General features: G+C 56.8%; 17 protein-coding genes and 1 riboswitch. Of the genes, 6 read left to right on the forward strand and 11 right to left on the reverse strand.

What is annotated here, in order from left to right; genetic code table 11:
- Nucleotides 1-43: 43 nt before the first annotated feature.
- Nucleotides 44-688, reverse strand: coding sequence for a response regulator (locus tag AC0TNJ_RS00970; RefSeq protein WP_473769939.1), 645 nt, complete (start codon nt 686-688; stop codon nt 44-46).
- A gap of 230 nt (nt 689-918) precedes the next feature.
- Here AC0TNJ_RS00970 and pip point away from each other — a divergent pair, with 230 nt between their 5' ends.
- Nucleotides 919-1,869: a prolyl aminopeptidase gene (gene pip / locus AC0TNJ_RS00975; RefSeq protein WP_473769940.1), complete on the forward strand. Its 951-nt coding sequence runs from the start codon at nt 919-921 to the stop codon at nt 1,867-1,869.
- A gap of 52 nt (nt 1,870-1,921) precedes the next feature.
- Here the strand turns inward: pip and AC0TNJ_RS00980 are convergent, their stop codons facing one another.
- Complete coding sequence (locus AC0TNJ_RS00980; protein ID WP_473769941.1) at nt 1,922-2,380, reverse strand: hypothetical protein; 459 nt, start codon at nt 2,378-2,380, stop codon at nt 1,922-1,924.
- A gap of 113 nt (nt 2,381-2,493) precedes the next feature.
- Here AC0TNJ_RS00980 and AC0TNJ_RS00985 point away from each other — a divergent pair, with 113 nt between their 5' ends.
- Entirely contained in the window at nt 2,494-2,844 is a 351-nt protein-coding gene (locus AC0TNJ_RS00985; protein ID WP_473769942.1) for a DUF952 domain-containing protein, read from the forward strand.
- Nucleotides 2,844-3,938, forward strand: a complete 1,095-nt coding sequence (locus AC0TNJ_RS00990; RefSeq protein WP_473769943.1) for a quinone-dependent dihydroorotate dehydrogenase — start codon at nt 2,844-2,846, stop codon at nt 3,936-3,938. The genes AC0TNJ_RS00985 and AC0TNJ_RS00990 overlap by 1 nt, the downstream gene beginning before the upstream one ends.
- Here AC0TNJ_RS00990 and AC0TNJ_RS00995 read toward each other — a convergent pair whose 3' ends face one another.
- The 5 genes from AC0TNJ_RS00995 to AC0TNJ_RS01015 form a co-directional block, all read right to left on the reverse strand.
- Nucleotides 3,939-5,294: an MATE family efflux transporter gene (locus AC0TNJ_RS00995; RefSeq protein WP_473769944.1), complete on the reverse strand. Its 1,356-nt coding sequence runs from the start codon at nt 5,292-5,294 to the stop codon at nt 3,939-3,941.
- Between the two features lie 125 nt (nt 5,295-5,419).
- On the reverse strand, nt 5,420-5,902 hold the full coding sequence (locus AC0TNJ_RS01000) for a CAP domain-containing protein (protein ID WP_122000647.1): 483 nt from the start codon (nt 5,900-5,902) through the stop codon (nt 5,420-5,422).
- Nucleotides 5,903-5,936: 34 nt separating this feature from the next.
- A complete protein-coding gene (locus AC0TNJ_RS01005) occupies nt 5,937-6,203 on the reverse strand; it encodes a DUF6460 domain-containing protein (RefSeq protein ID WP_121982908.1) in 267 nt (88 codons plus the stop codon).
- A 191-nt stretch (nt 6,204-6,394) separates the two neighbouring features.
- Nucleotides 6,395-7,405, reverse strand: coding sequence for a GlxA family transcriptional regulator (locus AC0TNJ_RS01010; protein WP_122000648.1), 1,011 nt, complete (start codon nt 7,403-7,405; stop codon nt 6,395-6,397).
- Nucleotides 7,406-7,458: 53 nt separating this feature from the next.
- Nucleotides 7,459-8,550 carry a 2'-deoxycytidine 5'-triphosphate deaminase gene (locus AC0TNJ_RS01015; RefSeq protein WP_473769945.1) on the reverse strand — a complete coding sequence of 364 codons (1,092 nt, stop codon included), beginning with the start codon at nt 8,548-8,550 and terminating at the stop codon, nt 7,459-7,461.
- A 194-nt stretch (nt 8,551-8,744) separates the two neighbouring features.
- Nucleotides 8,745-8,824: riboswitch (SAM riboswitch) on the forward strand.
- 91 nt (nt 8,825-8,915) lie between these two features.
- Here AC0TNJ_RS01015 and AC0TNJ_RS01020 point away from each other — a divergent pair.
- Nucleotides 8,916-10,109, forward strand: coding sequence for an O-succinylhomoserine sulfhydrylase (locus AC0TNJ_RS01020; protein ID WP_473769946.1), 1,194 nt, complete (start codon nt 8,916-8,918; stop codon nt 10,107-10,109).
- 240 nt (nt 10,110-10,349) lie between these two features.
- A complete protein-coding gene (gene apaG / locus AC0TNJ_RS01025) occupies nt 10,350-10,742 on the forward strand; it encodes a Co2+/Mg2+ efflux protein ApaG (protein ID WP_122000651.1) in 393 nt (130 codons plus the stop codon).
- Between the two features lie 42 nt (nt 10,743-10,784).
- On the opposite strand, the gene AC0TNJ_RS01030 is transcribed toward apaG, so the two are convergent.
- The 4 genes from AC0TNJ_RS01030 to AC0TNJ_RS01045 all read right to left on the reverse strand — a co-directional run bounded on the left by AC0TNJ_RS01030 (nt 10,785) and on the right by AC0TNJ_RS01045 (nt 16,233).
- Nucleotides 10,785-12,881 carry a glycoside hydrolase gene (locus AC0TNJ_RS01030; RefSeq protein ID WP_473769947.1) on the reverse strand — a complete coding sequence of 699 codons (2,097 nt, stop codon included), beginning with the start codon at nt 12,879-12,881 and terminating at the stop codon, nt 10,785-10,787.
- A 185-nt stretch (nt 12,882-13,066) separates the two neighbouring features.
- Nucleotides 13,067-14,089: an Hsp33 family molecular chaperone gene (locus AC0TNJ_RS01035; RefSeq protein ID WP_473769948.1), complete on the reverse strand. Its 1,023-nt coding sequence runs from the start codon at nt 14,087-14,089 to the stop codon at nt 13,067-13,069.
- Nucleotide 14,090: 1 nt separating this feature from the next.
- Nucleotides 14,091-15,017 (reverse strand): ornithine carbamoyltransferase, encoded by a 927-nt coding sequence (gene argF / locus AC0TNJ_RS01040; RefSeq protein WP_122000654.1) that lies wholly within the window; start codon nt 15,015-15,017, stop codon nt 14,091-14,093.
- A gap of 4 nt (nt 15,018-15,021) precedes the next feature.
- Entirely contained in the window at nt 15,022-16,233 is a 1,212-nt protein-coding gene (locus tag AC0TNJ_RS01045; RefSeq protein WP_473768817.1) for an acetylornithine transaminase, read from the reverse strand.
- Nucleotides 16,234-16,974: 741 nt separating this feature from the next.
- On the opposite strand from AC0TNJ_RS01045, the gene AC0TNJ_RS01050 reads away from it, so the two are divergent.
- Nucleotides 16,975-17,514: a GcrA family cell cycle regulator gene (locus AC0TNJ_RS01050; protein WP_006471065.1), complete on the forward strand. Its 540-nt coding sequence runs from the start codon at nt 16,975-16,977 to the stop codon at nt 17,512-17,514.
- Nucleotides 17,515-17,664 lie beyond the last annotated feature (150 nt).

A 17,664-nucleotide genomic window follows, 5' to 3' on the forward strand; every position in this document is an offset into this window, starting at 1 on the left:
ATATCCAGAGCGGTCCCAGTTTCAACGGAATCGCTGGACCGCTCTAATCCGTACTCAGCGCATCATTGCCGATGCGTGACAGAAGAATGACCGCTTGGGTGCGGCTATCGACTCCCAGTTTCTGCAGCACCGCCGAAACATGCGCCTTGACGGTCGCCTCCGACACGCCAAGCTCATAGGCAATCTGCTTGTTCAGCAGGCCTTCGGCAAGCATGGTCAGCACACGCGTCTGCTGTGGCGTCAATGTGCGCAGCCGCGCAATGAGCGCTTCAATTTCGGGGTCGTGCGGATGGTCCAGTTCAATATCGGCTGGCGTCCAGATATCACCGGCCAGAACGTTGCGCACGGCTTCGCCAATGCTTTCCATGCTGGCGGATTTCGAAATGAAGCCGGAAGCGCCGAGTTCCACTGCATGGCGGATCGTCGCCGCGTCGTCGGTTGCCGAAACGATTATGACGGGCAGTGCCGGCTGCAAGGCCTTCAACGTCACCAGACCAGAAAGCCCCGTTCCGCCCGGCATCGTCAGATCCAACAACAGAAGATCGATATCCTCTCGCTCGCCAACCAGCTTCTTGACGGCGTCGAAATCGCCGACTTCGATGATTTCAACACTTTGCGACTGTCCTGAAAGGACCTGCCTCAGTGCTCCCCGGAACAGCGGGTGATCGTCAGCGATGATGAAATGCATGAGCCTCGCGCGCCATTGTTTCTGGTCTCCTCCCCTCGCGGTGCTGACTATTCAGTCGACCATTCCGTTTTATGCCGTTTTTTGGCTCGGGCAACCAAAATTCACGTTGCTAACCCCTTTTCATAATCCTCATTGCCGCCATCTGGCCGCATTGTATGTTAGGCTAAACATCGAAAATAACACAGAAGCGGCCCCCGCCAGCTAAATGGAAGGGAACCAAAAGGCATTTCATGACGCGCAATACGCTTTATCCCGAAATTCAACCGTTCAAGGAAGAGATGCTTCAGGTTTCTCCGCTGCATCGAATCCATGTCGAGCAATGCGGCAACCCGGACGGCAAGCCGGTCATCATGATCCATGGTGGCCCCGGCGGTGGCATCACGCCCACCATGCGCCGCCTGCACGACCCCGAGCGCTATCGCATCATCCTGTTCGACCAGCGCGGATGCGGCCGTTCGACCCCGCACGCGGAACTGCGCGAAAACACGACCTGGGATCTTGTCGCGGATATGGAGCATATTCGTGCGCATCTCGGCATCGACAAGTGGCAGGTGTTCGGCGGCTCGTGGGGATCTACCCTCGGTCTAGCCTATGCGCAATCCCATCCGGATCGCGTCGCAGAGCTTGTCCTGCGCGGCATCTTCATGGTGCGCCGTTTCGAAGTCGACTGGATGTATTCCAACGGCGCAAGCATTCTCTTTCCGGATCATTTCGAGGCCTATCAGGAGCATATACCGGAAGCCGAGCGGGGCGATATGATCGCCGCCTATTACAAGCGCCTCACCGATCGTAACCCGCAGGTGCAGCTTGAAGCGGCGCGGCGCTGGGCACGCTGGGAAGGCTCGGTCATTTCACTTCTGCCCGATCCGGCTCGCGTCGATGCTTTCGGTGAAGACCAGTACGCCATCGCTTTTGCGCGTATCGAATGCCACTATTTCCAGAACCGTGGCTTCCTCGATTCCGACGATCAGCTTCTGCGCAATGTGGATCGCATCCGGCATATTCCCGGCGTAATCGTGCATGGCCGCTACGATGTCTGCACGCCGTTTATCAATGCCTGGCAGTTGAAGAAGATGTGGCCCGAAGCCGATCTCAGAATCGTTGAGGATGCGGGGCACGCCGTCACGGAACCCGGCATTACCCACGAACTGATCGAGGCGACAAAGCGTTTCGCCCAGTAATGAGAGCGCCGATCTGACTGGATCAGATCGGCGCTCTAATCTTTTGTTTGGTTCAGGTTCGACCGCCGGGAGCGGCGTCATTGCGGGGAGTTTCCGGCTCGCTGTCGAAGCTCTTCGCTATATCCATGAAGCGGCGCATGAAGCGTTCCATATAGCTCATGGATTGCTCGAACTCCTGCTCGGTCGGAAGACCCGAGGCAGCGCTTCCGCTCTTCCCTTCAAGGGCAGAAACCTTGTCTTCCAGCTTCTTCACGCGATCCTGCAAGCTGGCAATATCGTTCTCATGAGCCTCGCGATCTTCGGTCGCCATCTTGCACACAAGTTGCCCCTGCTGCTCCGCACAGGTGGAGAGCGCGCCGGTTCGTGTGTCCAGACGGACATAACCGTTTTCCGTTCCTTCCAGCCGATAACGCCCGTTTTCCTGCGCGAGCGCATTGGCCGGGGCGAGCGCTGAACCGAGAAGAACAACAGCAGCCAGATTACGAACCATCAGTGTCTTTCTGTTGAACATAATGCAATTCCCTTCAGCTTCTCTTTCCGATGCCCCATCATATGGGAGGTTTACGACGAAAATCGAACATGCGGGACTTTGATTTCCGAAGAAATTCGGTCTAGAGAGCAGCCATGACCAACGAGATCATCTATAAGATCGCCCCGCGCGGGCTTTGGGCGCAGGCAGAACAGGCTGGCAGTTTTACCGGGGCGCCGGTTGATATTGCCGATGGCTATATCCATTTCTCCACTGCAACGCAGGTTCGGGAAACGGCAGCCAAACATTTTGCGGGCCAGCAGGATTTGCTTCTGATCAGTGTTGATGCCTCGGTGCTTGGCGCAGCATTGAAGTTTGAAGTTTCACGCGGCGGAGCCCTGTTTCCCCATCTGTATGGCCAGCTGCCGCTTGCAGCTGTTTTGAAGGTTGAAACCCTGCCACTGGGCGACGATGGTCTTCACATTTTTCCGGAGCTGGAAGATTAATGAGCGGGCTTTTTGAAACTCTCGGGCGACGCGCCCTTTTTGCCTTCGATGCGGAACAGGCACATGGCCTTTCCATCGCCGGCCTGAAGACCGGTCTTGTGACCTGCGGCGCGCCAAACGATCCGGCTCTTTCCGTCAAGGTTGCAGGGCTACAGTTTCCAAATCCGCTTGGCATGGCGGCGGGTTACGACAAGAATGCTGAAGTGCCCGACGCGCTGTTGAAGCTGGGCTTCGGCTTTACCGAAATCGGCACCATCACGCCGCGCCCGCAAAGCGGCAATCCACGCCCGCGCATTTTCCGCCTGGTGGATGACAGGGCGGTCATCAATCGTCTCGGCTTCAATAATGAGGGCCATGACGCGGCATTCAAACGCCTGTCGCAACGCGCAGGCAAAAGCGGCATCGTGGGCGTCAATATCGGTGCCAACAAGGATGCGGAAGACCGCATTGCCGATTATGTTGCCGGTATTCGGCGTTTCTACCAGCTGGCGCGCTATTTCACGGTCAATATTTCTTCGCCCAACACGCCGGGCCTGCGCAACCTTCAGGCACGTGACAGCCTGAGGGAGCTATTGAGCCGCGTACTGGAAGCCCGCAATGAAGAGGGCAAGATGTGCACCCTCAAGCGCCCGGTTTTCCTCAAGATCGCACCCGATCTGATGAACGAAGAACTGGATGACATCGCTGCCGAGGCGACCGAACAAAAGCTGGATGGCATCATTGTTTCCAATACCACGCTTTCACGCGCCGGGCTGAAAAGCGTCAACAATCGCGATGAAACGGGGGGGCTTTCCGGTGCCCCGCTTTTCGACCGCTCCACCATCGTTCTTGCCCGCATGCGCGAGCGTGTCGGTCCTGACATGCCGCTGATCGGCGTCGGCGGCGTGGATAGCGCCGAGACGGCGCTGGCAAAGATCAAGGCCGGTGCCGATCTCGTGCAGCTTTATACGGGCCTCATCTATCGCGGACCAAGCCTGCCTGCTGAAATCGTGCGCGGCCTGTCAGCCGCGGTCAAGCGCGAGGGCGTTGCCAACATCGCCGCACTGCGCGACCGGGACACCAAGGACTGGGCCGGGCGCGAACTGTCGGCGTAATCAGGCAATGAATTCTGTTCGATAGCGTCGCGGCAGGATCGCCAGAAGCGTGACGCCGCGAATAGACAGAAACAGGTTGAGAGCCAGCCAAAGCCCGTGATTGCCCATCAGGGGCTTTGCCGCATAAAGAACGACCATGAAGAATGCGAGCGACAGAAACATCATGTTTCGCATGTCGCGCGACCATGTGGCGCCGATATAGACGCCGTCCATATGGAAGGCCAGCAGTCCGGTCATGCCTGTCAGCGCCGCCCAGGGGAGATATTTCAGAGCTTCGGCATGGACGTCTTCCGCCTTGGCCAGCAGTCCGATGATGGCATCGCCAAAAACCAGCAGGCAAAAGGCAATGGTGCTTGCCATGACCAACCCCCAGACGAAAGTGAGCTTGGCGCCGCGCACAAAGGCCGGACTGTAGCGCGCCCCGATCGACCGCCCGACAATCTGCTCGGCCGCCGCCGCCATGCCGTCCAGGAAGAAGCCCGCGACGAGAAAGAAGTTCATCAGAACGGCATTGGCGGCCAGAGTGACGGGACCAAGATCGGACCCTGCCCGCGTAAAGAACGCGAAAGCCGTGAGAAGCAGGAACGAGCGGATCATGATGTCGCGATTGACCGCGAACATGCGCAGAATTCCCTCTTTCTGGAATATTCGTGCCCGGTTGGGGCGCAGCGATGCATCCTTGCGGAAATACCGCAGCACGATGATCATGCCAACAAAAGCGGCGACGGTTTCACCTGTCACCGTTGCCCAGGCAACACCGGTGACGCCCCAGCCCAATTCAAGCCCGAGAATGATGCAAAGCACGATATTGATGCCATTGAGCAGCACCTGAAGGCCGAGGCCGACAAGGCCCTGTCCGCGACCGAGGATAAGCCCAAGGATCGAATAGTTGATGAGGGCAACCGGCGCCGACAGCATGCGGATGGAAACATAAGTCGCCATCGCTTCCTGCGTGGCCGATGTCGGATGCATGAAGCTGGAAGAGACAGCGATGATAATCGGCAGGCACAAGATCATCAGACCGCCTGCAATAACCGCAATGATGATCGCGCGCCAGAAGATGGCCTGCTCTTCCACGGCGTCTTCCGCACCCACGGCCTGCGCGACAAGCCCGGTCGTCCCGGAGCGGAGGAAGTTGAATATCGACAGCAGGAAATCGAAGACAAGCGCGCCAATCGCCAGACCGCCGATTAGCTCAGCCTGTCCCATCTGGCCGACAACGCCCATATCGACAAGTCCGAGAAGCGGCGTCGTGATTGCGGCAAGCGTCATGGGAATGGCGATCAGCATCACCATCCGGTGCGTTACGTCGAACGGCCTTGTTACGCCACCATTACGTTGCAGCGACTGATCCATTGTGCTTGTCCCGAATGCTTCCCCCTGATCGAATTGATCTACTCTGGAATCGATCGAAACGACAGATAATTCGGCCACCGGATTGTCGCACTCTCCTGACAGCGAACTGTCAGGAGAGTGCGCGATCAGAGTCCGAGCATCATGGCCCAATATATGTAGGTGGGTTTGTTTTCAGGCGTGGCCCAGGCAAGACCATAATGCTCGAAAGTCGGGTCGAGCATGTTCTTGCGGTGGCCGGGCGATTTCATCCATGCGTCGAAGACGGCTTGTGTGTCGCGCTGTCCCGACGCGACGTTCTCCGCCGCTGGTCCACGAATACCTGCCTGGCGCAACCGCGCGACGAAACCGTTACCCCAGCCGATGCTGTGACCGATCTTGCCGTAACTCGCCATGCGCTTTGCCTGATAGAGCGCAGCCTGCTCCAGCTTCGAATCCGTTGCCATCAGTGGCAGGCCGTTTGCCTTCCGGATCGCATTGAAAATCGCGGTTGGATCGTTGTCTCCAGCAGCCGATGCCTTGTTCAATGGCATTGCCGACAGTGCCAACGCCCCTCCGGCGAGGACAAGAAAGCCACGCCGGTTAAGTATAAATCCTTGTTTTTGCTGCATTGCCTGTCTGAGCTATCCAATTATTGAATTGAGTTCATTTCCGGTAGCTGAGGATACGGAGCAAAATAAAGGCAGGGATGACGACAGCCGCGCCAAGGACCAGATAGTCGACAAAACCTGAGATTGCCGAAAAGCCCATGTTCCAGAGGCGGAGGAAGAAATCGCGGATACCGTACAAGATGTCATAAGGCGTCCAGTGAAACGCGCTCATGACCACGCCAACCACCAGCGAAATCAGCACCAGCTTGATCAGAACGCGGGCCGGGGTATCGCCAAGAAAACGGTTTACACCATCCGACATGCAAATCTCCTGTATGGTTATTGATCAGAGCGGATGCTCTTAAGTTGAAACGTCATCCCGCTCTAAACTTTTGTTTGAGCATGATTTTATCCGAAAACCGGTTCCCACTTTTCGGAATCATGCTCTAAAGCGATAGATTCTTCGCGCAAGAAATAGGCTGTCCCTGCCGCCTTCGCAAGTTCTGCACTCGCTCACCGCTGCTTACGGTAGTCGCGCGGTGCTTTCTGCTTTTGCCGCGAGAACGAGCGGTTCATGCTGCGCGTATCGGTAAAGCCGCTGGCAACAGCCACTTCCAGCAGCGACAAGCTTGTCTCCGACAGAAGTTCCTTGGCCTTTTTAACCCGAAGCTCTTCACGGACCTCGAACGCCGTTCGCTCAAGGGCGAGCTTGAAGCCACGTTCCATCTGGCGGACGGAAATTCCCAATCGCCGCGCGACGTCAATCATCGGCACCGGATCTTCCAGCGTTTCCTCGAAAATGCGGATTGCCTTGCGGATCATCGGCGAGCGCACCCCGTTGAAGCTCAACGCCGGTTGTTCGGAACGGACAAGCTCATAGGGGATCATGAGGATGGACGCACTCTTGCGCGCCAGTTCCTCCGAAATCTCGTTTTGTATAATTGAAAGCGCCAGCGATGCCGTGCCAAGCCCTCCGGCACAGGTAAAATGCCTTCCGCTACGATGAAACAGGCTCGTCGTATCGGCGGTATAGCCGTCGAAAAGCTCCAGAAAGTCATCACGATGAAACCAGCTGACGCAGCAATTGCGGTCCGGCAACAGGCCAGCTTCAGCCAGCAGAAAGGCAGCAGTGCAAAGGCCAACGACAGTCTTGCCGCGTCGATCTGCGCGCTTGAGAAGATCGATCAGCGCCTGCTGTCGCGGCCGATATTGCGCAAGCAGCCCGCCGACAACCGCAACATAATCGCAATCATCAAGCTCGCCGATAGAAGCGGTTGGCTCGATCACCATGCCGGAGCTTGACGTGACGGGATCTCCCGACAGTGTGCAAATCTTCCATGCACAACGTATCTGGCGGCTCTTGTCCCGGTCATCGGCAGCAAGACGAAACGGATCGAGGAAAAGGCTGAGTGCCGTCAGCGTAAAGCCCGGCAGCGCAACAACGCCCACCGACAGCCTGCGTTGCGGAGCATCCGTTGCCGCTTGAGGCCGTTTGTCTCGATCCCGTTCAGTTCCATTCGTCACGTCGACCTTGCTCCTCCACCAGAATTATATTTGCTTGGAGGAGGCTACTATAGTCAACGAAAATGCTTGGAAAGCTTCAACTGCTGCGCCTGGTAGTTGGAACCGAGATCGACGCCATAGAGCGCCGAAGGGCGATGCAGCATATGTTCGTAAACCAGGCGGCCCACGATCTGCCCATGTTCCAGAATGAACGGAACCTCGTGGCTGCGGACTTCCAGTACCGCGCGGCTGCCGGTTCCGCCCGCAGCACTATGCCCGAAGCCCGGATCGAAGAAGCCTGCATAATGGACACGGAATTCGCCGACCAGCGGGTCGAACGGCGTCATTTCAGCCGCATAAAGCGGTGGCACATGCACGGCCTCACGCGAAACCAGAATATAGAATTCATCCGGATCAAGCACGAGTTCGCGCGCACCGCGATCATAGATCGGCTCCCAGAAATCAAGGATGTCGTGCGCCGCACGCTTGTCCACATCCACCACAGCCGTATGGTGCTTGCCGCGATAGCCGACCAGCCGGTCAGGACCGCCAGAAAGATCAACCGACAGCGCTATGCCACCGCCGGAGATATTCGGCATTTCCGCAGCGACCAGCGTTTCCGCATCATGGAGCGCGGCAAGTTCGGCCTCATCGAGTTGGGCCCGCCCCTTGCGGAAGCGTATCTGCGACAGGCGCGAACCCGTACGCACCACAATCGGAAACGTGCGTGGGCTGACTTCCAGATAAAGCGGGCCATTATAACCGGCCGGCACCTTGTCGAATTCCTGCGCGCCATCGGCAATGACGCGCGTGAAGATATCCAGACGGCCCGTCGAGCTTTTCGGATTTGCGGATGCGGAAAGATCAGGCGACAGCGCCAAGCCTTCAAGAAGCGGGACGATATAAACGCAGCCCGTTTCAAGAACGGCCCCTGCCGTCAGGTCGATCTCGTGCAGCTTCAACCGCTCCAGCTTATCTATGACCGGCGTGCCAGGGCCCGGCATGAAGGAGGCGCGAACACGATATGCTTTTGCGCCAAGCCTCAGATCCAGGCTCGCAGGCTGTATCTGATCGGCATCGAGAGGGCGTGGAGACGCCAGCAAACCGCTTTCAAACAGCGCGGAAATATCCGCATCCGCCAGAATTCCAGCATCTTTCTGCATCATCAACCCGATACTCCGTAGCCTAAGCACTGCTTGACAAAGACCATTGACCGGTCGCGGCGTCAATGCCAACCCTTAGAGCAGTGGGAAACCGGGTTTTCCGCAGGAATCCGAGTATTTTCGTGGCGCCTCGGATACGCTTTTCCTGAAACGGGACTGTTTCGGCATTGACGGCCTTGCCCAACAGGCATAATGAAAAACTGTTCCGTGGTGATTTGGCCGGCCGGCTTGCAGCCACGTTAAAGAATTCGCTAAAAAAGGCCGCGGTTCGTTACCGGCCTTTTGCGTGTTCGCAAGGCCGGTTTTTTATTGGCCGCCGAGGCATTTCTTCCCGCCCCGGCCGACCAGCTTTTCGACAGGTTGGAAAAATGACGACTGAGAGTACCCGCAAATTTCGCCCCGCAACCGAACTCGTGCATGCCGGATCGTTGCGCTCCGGATTTGCCGAAATGTCGGAAGCAATGTTTCTGACGCAGGGCTTCCTTTATCCCAATGCCGAAGCTGCCGAAGCGCGCTTCAAGGGTGAGGACCCGGGTTTCATCTATTCGCGTTATGCCAACCCGACCACGGACATGTTTGAAAAGCGCATGTGCGCGCTGGAAGGCGCCGAGGAAGCACGCGCCACCGCATCCGGCATGGCGGCAGTGGCCGCGGCCATTCTATGTCAGGTGCAGGCCGGCGATCACGTGATTTCCGCCCGCGCCGTCTTCGGCTCCTGTCGCTACATCGTCGAGACGCTTCTGCCTAAATATGGCGTCGAAATCTCGATCATCGATGGTTCCGACATCGAAAACTGGAAAGCGGCTGTTCGCCCGAACACCAAGGTTATGTTCCTTGAAAGCCCGTCCAATCCGACGCTCGAAATCATCGACATCGCTGCCGTTGCGCAGGTCGCCAATGAAGCGGGCGCCAAGCTCATCGTCGACAATGTTTTCGCAACGCCGCTTTTCCAGAAGCCGCTCGAACTCGGTGCCCACATCGTCGTTTATTCGGCAACCAAACACATCGATGGCCAAGGGCGTTGCCTTGGCGGCGTGGTTCTCTCCGACCGCGAGTGGATTGAAAACACCCTGCAGGATTATTTCCGTCACACGGGTCCGGGCCTCAGCCCCTTCAATGCGTGGATCATGCTGAAGGGCCTTGAAACACTGTCCGTGCGCGTGCGCCAGCAAACGCATTCGGCGGCTGCGGTTGCAGACTTCCTCGCTGGCAAGCCAGGCGTCAAGCGCGTGATCTATCCGGGGCGGGCAGACCATCCACAGGCCGAAATTATCGCCAAGCAGATGACCGGTGGCTCAACCCTCATCGCTCTGGAACTGGAAGGCGGCAAGGAGGCTGCGTTCAAGTTCCAGAACGCCTTGCAGGTCTTCAGCATTTCCAACAATCTGGGTGACGCAAAAAGCCTTATTACGCACCCGGCAACCACGACGCACAAGAACCTTACCGACGAGGCCAAGGCCGAACTTGGTATCTCGGACGGCCTGCTTCGCATATCGCTCGGCCTTGAGGATACGGACGATCTCGTGGAAGACGTGGAAGCAGCGTTGAAGGTAGCTCGCTGAACGCCGGTTCCCAATATTGTGGCTTTTAGGCTGCAAACAGAGACCTAAACGACGCAATTGCCGGAGATTTCGGCAATTGCGTTGTATTTGCTGTCCCACATTGTTGACCTCTCCCGCAACTTTGGCGATAGGAGGGGCGAATAGCGGCGTAAACCGAACTGACGAACCGTTAAATAGACAAGCATCCTTGCGATCCAGATTGCGGGATGTCAGGGCCGATGTGAATGCAGGGCAGTGCGCATGTATAAAGCGGTAACGCGGGGGATCGAAGTTTCGGTCGAACCTTTTTATCTGGAAGACCAGTCCGAGCCGGACGAAAACCGTTATGTCTGGGGCTACCGTATAACGATCGCCAATAATTCCGCTGAAACAGTACAGCTTCGCTCGCGCTACTGGCAAATCACCGATGCAAACGGACGTGTCGAAGAGGTGCGCGGCGCGGGCGTGGTTGGCGAGCAGCCAACACTTGAGCCCGGTGATTCATTTCAATATTCCTCGGGCTGCCCGTTGAGCACCACATCAGGCGTAATGGTGGGACGGTACCAAATGCAGGGCACCGGAGGCGTCATGTTCGAGGTCGATATTCCCGCCTTCTCGCTTGACATGCCGGACCTGCGACGTACATTGAATTGATATTCAACAGGGCGCGCAATCCGGCGCCCGGTGAGAAGATTTTTAAAGGCGTTCGATCAGAAAATAAGTCGTCGGTCCGGGCGGGTTTGGCAGAACAGAAACATTGTTCCAAAGCTCGACATTCAGTCCATCCGATCCGTTACCCGTAATCGCCGGAGGCTGCACCACGCCATCCAGTCCGAGCGGGGATATGCGCCAAGCCGTGTTGATCGGCATCTTGAACCAGACATGCCCAACCTTGATCTGCACCGGCAAGGTGCCAAAGCTGCTGACGGTCTTTTCTTCGCTATCGCTGAAGGCCATGTCGGTATTACGTGCATCCGTGGTGAAGATCAGCAATAGCTTACTGCTGTCCGCTACCGACTGACCATCAAGCGAGGAAACCGCCAGCATACCCGCACCGGACGCCGAGCCGACCCAAAGCTGCCCGAGCTGTACCGGCTGGGTGATCAATGAGAATGCCAGCGCTTCCGTATGCTGCGTGACGACCCGCATCTGTTTTGCCGCGCTATCAAGCCTGATTTCTCCGGTATCGCTGACATATATCCCCGACGCCGCATCGCTTGGATTTGTTGCAGCCAGAACTCCATTGTTGCGCAGGAATGTGACAGCATCGGCACGGGAGCCAATCTGGCGAGGAGAGCCGACCGACACAGCGCCTGGTGTGAGCGAGGCATCGCCTTGCGCGAAACTCGACATCAGCGACATGATCGTCACAGCATCCGGTTCCTGCATGTCCAGCCCGGCCAGATTTCCGACATCCTGCATCTGCGCCACCACACGGTGCAACGCCTTTGCAACATCTCCACGCCGGAACAGCAGTGCCGACAAGGTTTCACCGGCACGGGCAACAGGATCCAACGCCGTTCGGTAAGGACGGATATACTGTTCGTTAAAATCGCTGCCGCCATAACCAAGGATAAGCGCTCCATTGCTGTGGCGGCACAGGATATCCCAATCCTGGAAAGCCGCATAAGCCGGCATTGCGAGTCCCGCCTCATAGCGATGCCTGTTCCAGAAAACGTGATCGTACTCCGTTACTACGAACGGCTTGCCCGCCAGACGTGTAGCAGCTGCATTCCGGATGTAAGCCACGGCCCCTTCAAACGAACTGGTCTGGAGGATCGGACCTGTCATATTGTCGTTTGGATCATGATAGGTATTCATCGCCGCAGCCTGTTGATTGCGGCGGGTCAGGATGGTTTGGATACCATATCCATTGTTATATGGTGCGATGATGCCCTTGAAGCCCATCGCACGAATGCAGTCGCTCATTTTCTTTGCAGTCTCGGTTTCGACCGAAACGCAAAAACGTGCAAAATCACGCAGCCGTCTGGACGCAACGTAGCGGTCGGCAGGTAGCATGACAGTGGCGTTTTCTATCTGCTCGCTCGCCAACAACTCGACACCCCATGCAACCTGCAAGGCCGCTGTGGCAACATACTGCTCCTTCAGCCAGGCATTGAATGGCCGCTTCAGTTCCGTCAGCGCTTGCAAGTCGCCGTGGGCGTAAACCCACGAATTGAACGACAGGCCATTTTCATTGAACGGCACAACAACCGCCATCGCCGGGTCTTCGAATGGCACAAGCCCCGTGTAAGGATTGATTGTCCCAAAGATATCGACCTGAAAACGCAGCCAGTGGCCGAAAGCCGCATTTTCAACATGCGTCTTGAGTTTCAGCCTGCCTTCCGTTCCCCAACGATCCGCTACGCCGCCCAACGCGCCGGCATTCGATGTGAGGCCATCAATGATCCAGTAGATGCCGTTCTGCTTCAATGCGGCCATGTAGTAACGGAACCGATCAAGAATATCCTGCCGGTATGCGAAATCCTGAAGCTGGCCCTCCATCAAGGCAATGTCGAGAAAATGGAACCGTGCGCAATTATATCCATGACGACGCAACTGGACCGCCATCTTGTCCGCAGTCGCGTTGTCGGGAATGCTGCTGATGGCACCGCACAACAGCCGATAAGGAGCTGACGGATTGCTCTGCAAGGCGATGTGACCGTCCGAATTGACGATGAGCCGTCGTTCCTCGGTAATCGGCGGATTCAATAGGAATGTTGAAAAATCAAGCGGACTACCAGCCTCAATCTCGAGATTCTGCTGGGTAACCGGTAACCAAATGTCGGGCATATCGTATTCTCCACTGTTGACCAGTGAAGGATTAACCGACAGCCCGCATACGGGGATAAATTCCTAATGAATTTGTGTTGCGGCTCCGATTAAAACGAAATGGCCGCAACCGTTCTATCCATTTGTCTCTCCGCGCATCTTGTTCCGAAAACCGCTTCGCACTTTTCGGGATGCGCTCCAGAGCATCAGTTCTCGAACTCCGCCGGATCAAACGCATAGATTTTCGAGCAGAATTCACAGGTTACGGAAATCTTGCCGTTATCCGCGCTTTCCGCAATTTCTTCGGCCGTAAAACCCGACAACACACCGGCAATCTTATCGCGCGAACATGAGCATTCATCCAGCACGGGCACCGAGTCGAACACACGAACGCCACGCTCATGGAACAGACGATAAAGCAACCGTTCCGAGCCGACTTGCGGGTCCGTCAGTTCCGAGCTTTCAATCGTTCCGACCAGCGAGCGGGCTTCATCCCACGCATCATCTTCCGGGTGGAGGGTGGCTTCGGCTTCATCCTCATCGCCACCCGGCAGATCAGGAATACGGGCGCGCAATTCGGATTCCGGCAGAAACTGAATGATCAATCCGCCGGCGCGCCACTGTTCGACTGGCTTTCCGTCGATGCCGCGCTCGACGAGCTTGGCAACACTCAGCCTGAGATCAGTCGGAATCTGTTCCGACTGGCGGAAATAGGTCGTGGCAATTTCTTCCAGTGTCGAGCCGTCCAGCGCGACAATGCCCTGATAACGCTGGGTATAGGCTCCCTGATCCACCGTAAAGGCAAGCGTGCCTTGTCCAAGCAATTCCTCGGGTTTGGTCTTGCGGGCGGCAACCGCCTCCTTCAAACGCTCTTCGTCAAAACGTGCATAAGCACGCACCGAACGCGGCGTGCGGAAATCGACCACCAGCATATCCACAGGACCGTCGGACTGCGTCTGGAAGATAAACTTGCCTTCGAATTTGAGCGAAGTGCCAAGCAATACGGTCAGCACCGTCGCTTCCGCCAGCAGGCGGGCCACTTCTTCCGGGTAGTTATGGCGTTTCAGGATACCGTCGATACTGGCGCCGAGCTGAACCGCGCGACCACGCACGTCGAGCCCTTCCACCTGAAAGGGCACAACCGCATCATCGCCTGCGAAGCCGAAATCTCCCAGATTGACCTGAATGGTTTCGACTTCGGTATGCTCGTTGCTGGTCTTGTCAGCCAAATTATGCTCCTTGCAGGCACCAGGCCAGAATGGCTTTCTGGGCATGGAGCCTGTTTTCTGCTTCATCGAACACAACCGATTGTGGTCCGTCGATCACTTCATCCGTCACTTCCTCACCGCGATGGGCGGGCAGGCAGTGCATGAAAAGCGCCTTTGGATCAGCTTTTGCCATCAGTCGCGCATTGACCTGATAGGGCATGAAAACGTTGTGGCCGCGAGCATGATCTTCCTGCCCCATCGAAACCCAGGTATCTGTCACGATGCAATCCGCACCCTGCGCCGCCTTTTCCGGATCGATGGTAGACATGATGCTCGCGCCATTGGCTTTCGCCCAATCGACATATTGCGACTTGGGTTCGCTGCCTTCCGGCGTTGCGATATTGACGTTGAAATCAAAACGCGCCGCAGCTTCGACCAGCGAGTGGAGGACATTGTTGCCATCCCCCATCCAGGCAAAGGTCTTGCCTTTGATCGGGCCGCGATGTTCCTCATATGTAAGGACGTCGGCCATGATTTGACAAGGGTGCGTGTCGTCCGTCAGGGCGTTGATGACCGGAACGGTCGCATATTCGGCAAGTTCCAGCATCCGGTCATGGGATGTGGTGCGGATCATGATCGCATCGACATAGCGCGACAGGACCTTGGCCGTGTCGGCGATGGTTTCGCTGCGCCCGAGCTGCATTTCCGAGCCGGTCAGCATGATTGTCTCGCCGCCGAGCTGACGCATGCCGACATCGAAGGACACCCGCGTGCGGGTGGACGGCTTTTCGAAGATCATCGCAAGCACTTTGCCTGCGAATGGCCTTTCTATTTCTCCTGCCTTGAGGCGCGCCTTGCGCGCCTTGGCGTCTTCCATGATCGCACGAAGCTCCGAGGCAGGCACAGCGGAGAGGTCGATAAAGTGTTTGATCCCGTTATCGTTAGCCATGATATCACGCTGTCTTACTGGTCGGATTTGCAGTTGCGAGCCGTTCAACCGCTGCTTCGATGCGCTTCAGCGCTTCGCGGGCTTCTTCGGGCGTCGTGATCAGCGGCGGAAGCAGACGGACGACATTGTCGCCAGCCCCGACGCTCAAGAAATGCTCGTCACGGAGAGCCTGAATGAGACTGGTATTCGGCACAACGCACTTGATACCGATCAGCAGGCCGCGGCCACGGACTTCCGAAACAACGTCGGGGTAACGGTCAATGATGGAGGCGAGGCCCTGTTTCATGACCAGAGCGGTAGCCTGGACATTTTCAAGGAAGCCATCGGCCAGAACAACGTCAAGAACCGCATTGCCCACAGCCATGGCCAGCGGATTACCGCCATAGGTCGTGCCGTGAACACCAGCCGTCATGCCTTTGGCAGCTTCGGCAGTTGCGAGGCAGGCGCCCATCGGGAAGCCGCCGCCGATGCCCTTGGCGACCGCCATGATGTCAGGCTTGATGCCGGCCCATTCATGCGCGAACAGCTTGCCCGTGCGGCCAACGCCGGTCTGCACTTCATCGAGGATCAGCAGAAGGCCTTTTTCGTCGCAGATAGTACGCAGCATGCGCATGAATTCTTCGGGGAAACCGCGCAAACCACCTTCGCCCTGTACGGGTTCAAGCAGGATACCAGCGGTCTCATCGGTGATAGCTGCGCGCAATGCCGCCTCGTCACCGAACGGCACCTGATCGAAACCATCGACCTTTGGCCCAAAACCTTCGAGATATTTGGCTTGGCCGCCAGCGGCGATCGTGGCCAGCGTGCGGCCATGGAAGGCGCCTTCAAACGTCACAATGCGGAAGCGTTCCGGATGGCCATTTACATAATGATAGCGGCGCGCGGTCTTGATCGCGCACTCAAGTGCTTCAGCGCCGGAATTGGTGAAAAAGACCTTGTCGGCGAAAGTGCTCTCGACAAGACGCCGCCCCAGCTTTTCCTGCGCCGGAATTTCGTAAACGTTGGACAGATGCCAGAGCTTTTCAGCCTGCGTCTTCAGCGTTTCCACCAGATGCGGATGCGAATGACCAAGCGAGTTCACAGCAATGCCAGCCGCGAAATCGAGATAGCGTTCGCCGCTTTCAGTAATAAGCCAGATGCCCTCACCTCGCTCGAAGCGCAGAGCCGCACGATTATAGGTGTCGTAAAGCGGTTGCACGGTCGTAGCGTCGGTCATAGCGTCAGGCCTCCAAAGCCTATATTAGCAGCTTGCCCGGCTGTACCGGCAAAGCTGTGTTTTCCCATTAACAGTCCTAAGGCGCCCGAAACGGTTCCCGCCTTTCGACGAGCGCCCAACACCCCATTCCAAACCCTCACGAAATGCGATGAGACATGAGAGGAATGGGTCCGCTGACTTATGCTTCTCGCACGAGCCTTCGGCAGAAATAAAAAACCGCCCTCGGGGCGGCATATTTATCTCGCGCGTATATTGGCGTTCATAGAAAAAATGTCAATCAAAGCGCGCGAGGTTTGAAGGCCATCTTTCAGCATGAGTTCATGCATTTTCGCACTCTTGTAACCTACGGGAGGCGAAGGTGGCTTTACGCGGACACCGACACCATATAGAGAATGACCTTTCCTCGACTGAGACAGCCAGACGACGCGCTCGTTAGTCCGCGATGTTCCATCCTGAAACAATCCGGGTTTTCAGTTCAGAAGCAATTGCGTGCAAAATTTCGGGCGGATCAAATAAAAACCGTCTTTGGCACCCAAGTTGGGGAAAACCGTAAAAATGGAATCCGCCTGACAAGGCTATCCCTTGTCATGGAGTCGTTGGATATTGTAGTTTCTTTTTAGAGATTAAAGCTACATTTCGTGCGGCGGACCTAGTCACCCGGATAGATATGGTGTTTTTGCTCGGAGCAATCCGAGAACACTGCCGGATTCCGGATAACGAAAATGATTGGAGCCCAGGGCGATGAACTGGACAGACGAACGCGTCGAACTACTGAAGAAACTGTGGAGCGAGGGCTTGAGCGCAAGCCAGATCGCAGCGCAGCTTGGCGGCGTCAGCCGTAATGCAGTGATCGGCAAAGTGCACCGTTTGAAGCTTTCGGGTCGTGGCAAGACCACGACCGCTGCTCCGCGCAGCAAGAAAGTCAATACGGTTGCCGCAGCGCCACGTCCTGCAGCACAGCATTCAACCGGCGTGCATACGACGACGATGCGCACCGCCACAGTCACCAAGACGGTCGGCGCCACCGCCCTCCAGGTGGACTACGCCGTAGACGTCGTGGCGGAGACCGTGGTCAAGCCCGCTTCGGACGTGGTTGTGCCTATTTCACGCCGTCTTTCGCTATTGCAGTTGAGCGAACGCACCTGCAAGTGGCCGATCGGTGACCCGCTGAACGAAGATTTCCATTTCTGCGGCCATGAATCCGGTGAATCGAGCCCATATTGCAGCTACCATTCGCGTCTGGCCTTCCAGCCGACGGCAGAGCGTCGCCGGGCTCGATAATCTACGGGAATAGGTGAGTAAGGGAATAAGGGAGTATGTCGAACATGTTCGGCAGCTCCCTTTTTCTATTTCCGCACAGGGCCTGAAACAGAAAACGGCATATGTGCGCGAAAGGGCGACTTTCGGGTCCGGGCGCACAGATCAATTTGT

The sequence above is a fragment of the Ochrobactrum sp. PL_is483 genome (assembly GCF_055816855.1).

Excerpts from the sequence above, each read along its gene's own strand:
- pip (WP_473769940.1), top strand. The coding sequence starts at position 919 with ATGACGCGCAATACGCTTTATCCCGAAATTCAACCGTTCAAGGAAGAG.
- AC0TNJ_RS01020 (WP_473769946.1), top strand. The coding sequence starts at position 8,916 with ATGACGACTGAGAGTACCCGCAAATTTCGCCCCGCAACCGAACTCGTG.
- AC0TNJ_RS01015 (WP_473769945.1), bottom strand. The coding sequence starts at position 8,550 with ATGATGCAGAAAGATGCTGGAATTCTGGCGGATGCGGATATTTCCGCG.
- AC0TNJ_RS00985 (WP_473769942.1), top strand. The coding sequence starts at position 2,494 with ATGACCAACGAGATCATCTATAAGATCGCCCCGCGCGGGCTTTGGGCG.
- argF (WP_122000654.1), bottom strand. The coding sequence starts at position 15,017 with ATGGCTAACGATAACGGGATCAAACACTTTATCGACCTCTCCGCTGTG.
- AC0TNJ_RS01045 (WP_473768817.1), bottom strand. The coding sequence starts at position 16,233 with ATGACCGACGCTACGACCGTGCAACCGCTTTACGACACCTATAATCGT.
- AC0TNJ_RS00990 (WP_473769943.1), top strand. The coding sequence starts at position 2,844 with ATGAGCGGGCTTTTTGAAACTCTCGGGCGACGCGCCCTTTTTGCCTTC.
- AC0TNJ_RS01030 (WP_473769947.1), bottom strand. The coding sequence starts at position 12,881 with ATGCCCGACATTTGGTTACCGGTTACCCAGCAGAATCTCGAGATTGAG.
- AC0TNJ_RS01000 (WP_122000647.1), bottom strand. The coding sequence starts at position 5,902 with ATGCAGCAAAAACAAGGATTTATACTTAACCGGCGTGGCTTTCTTGTC.
- apaG (WP_122000651.1), top strand. The coding sequence starts at position 10,350 with ATGTATAAAGCGGTAACGCGGGGGATCGAAGTTTCGGTCGAACCTTTT.
- AC0TNJ_RS00980 (WP_473769941.1), bottom strand. The coding sequence starts at position 2,380 with ATGTTCAACAGAAAGACACTGATGGTTCGTAATCTGGCTGCTGTTGTT.
- AC0TNJ_RS00970 (WP_473769939.1), bottom strand. The coding sequence starts at position 688 with ATGCATTTCATCATCGCTGACGATCACCCGCTGTTCCGGGGAGCACTG.
- AC0TNJ_RS01050 (WP_006471065.1), top strand. The coding sequence starts at position 16,975 with ATGAACTGGACAGACGAACGCGTCGAACTACTGAAGAAACTGTGGAGC.
- AC0TNJ_RS00995 (WP_473769944.1), bottom strand. The coding sequence starts at position 5,294 with ATGGATCAGTCGCTGCAACGTAATGGTGGCGTAACAAGGCCGTTCGAC.
- AC0TNJ_RS01005 (WP_121982908.1), bottom strand. The coding sequence starts at position 6,203 with ATGTCGGATGGTGTAAACCGTTTTCTTGGCGATACCCCGGCCCGCGTT.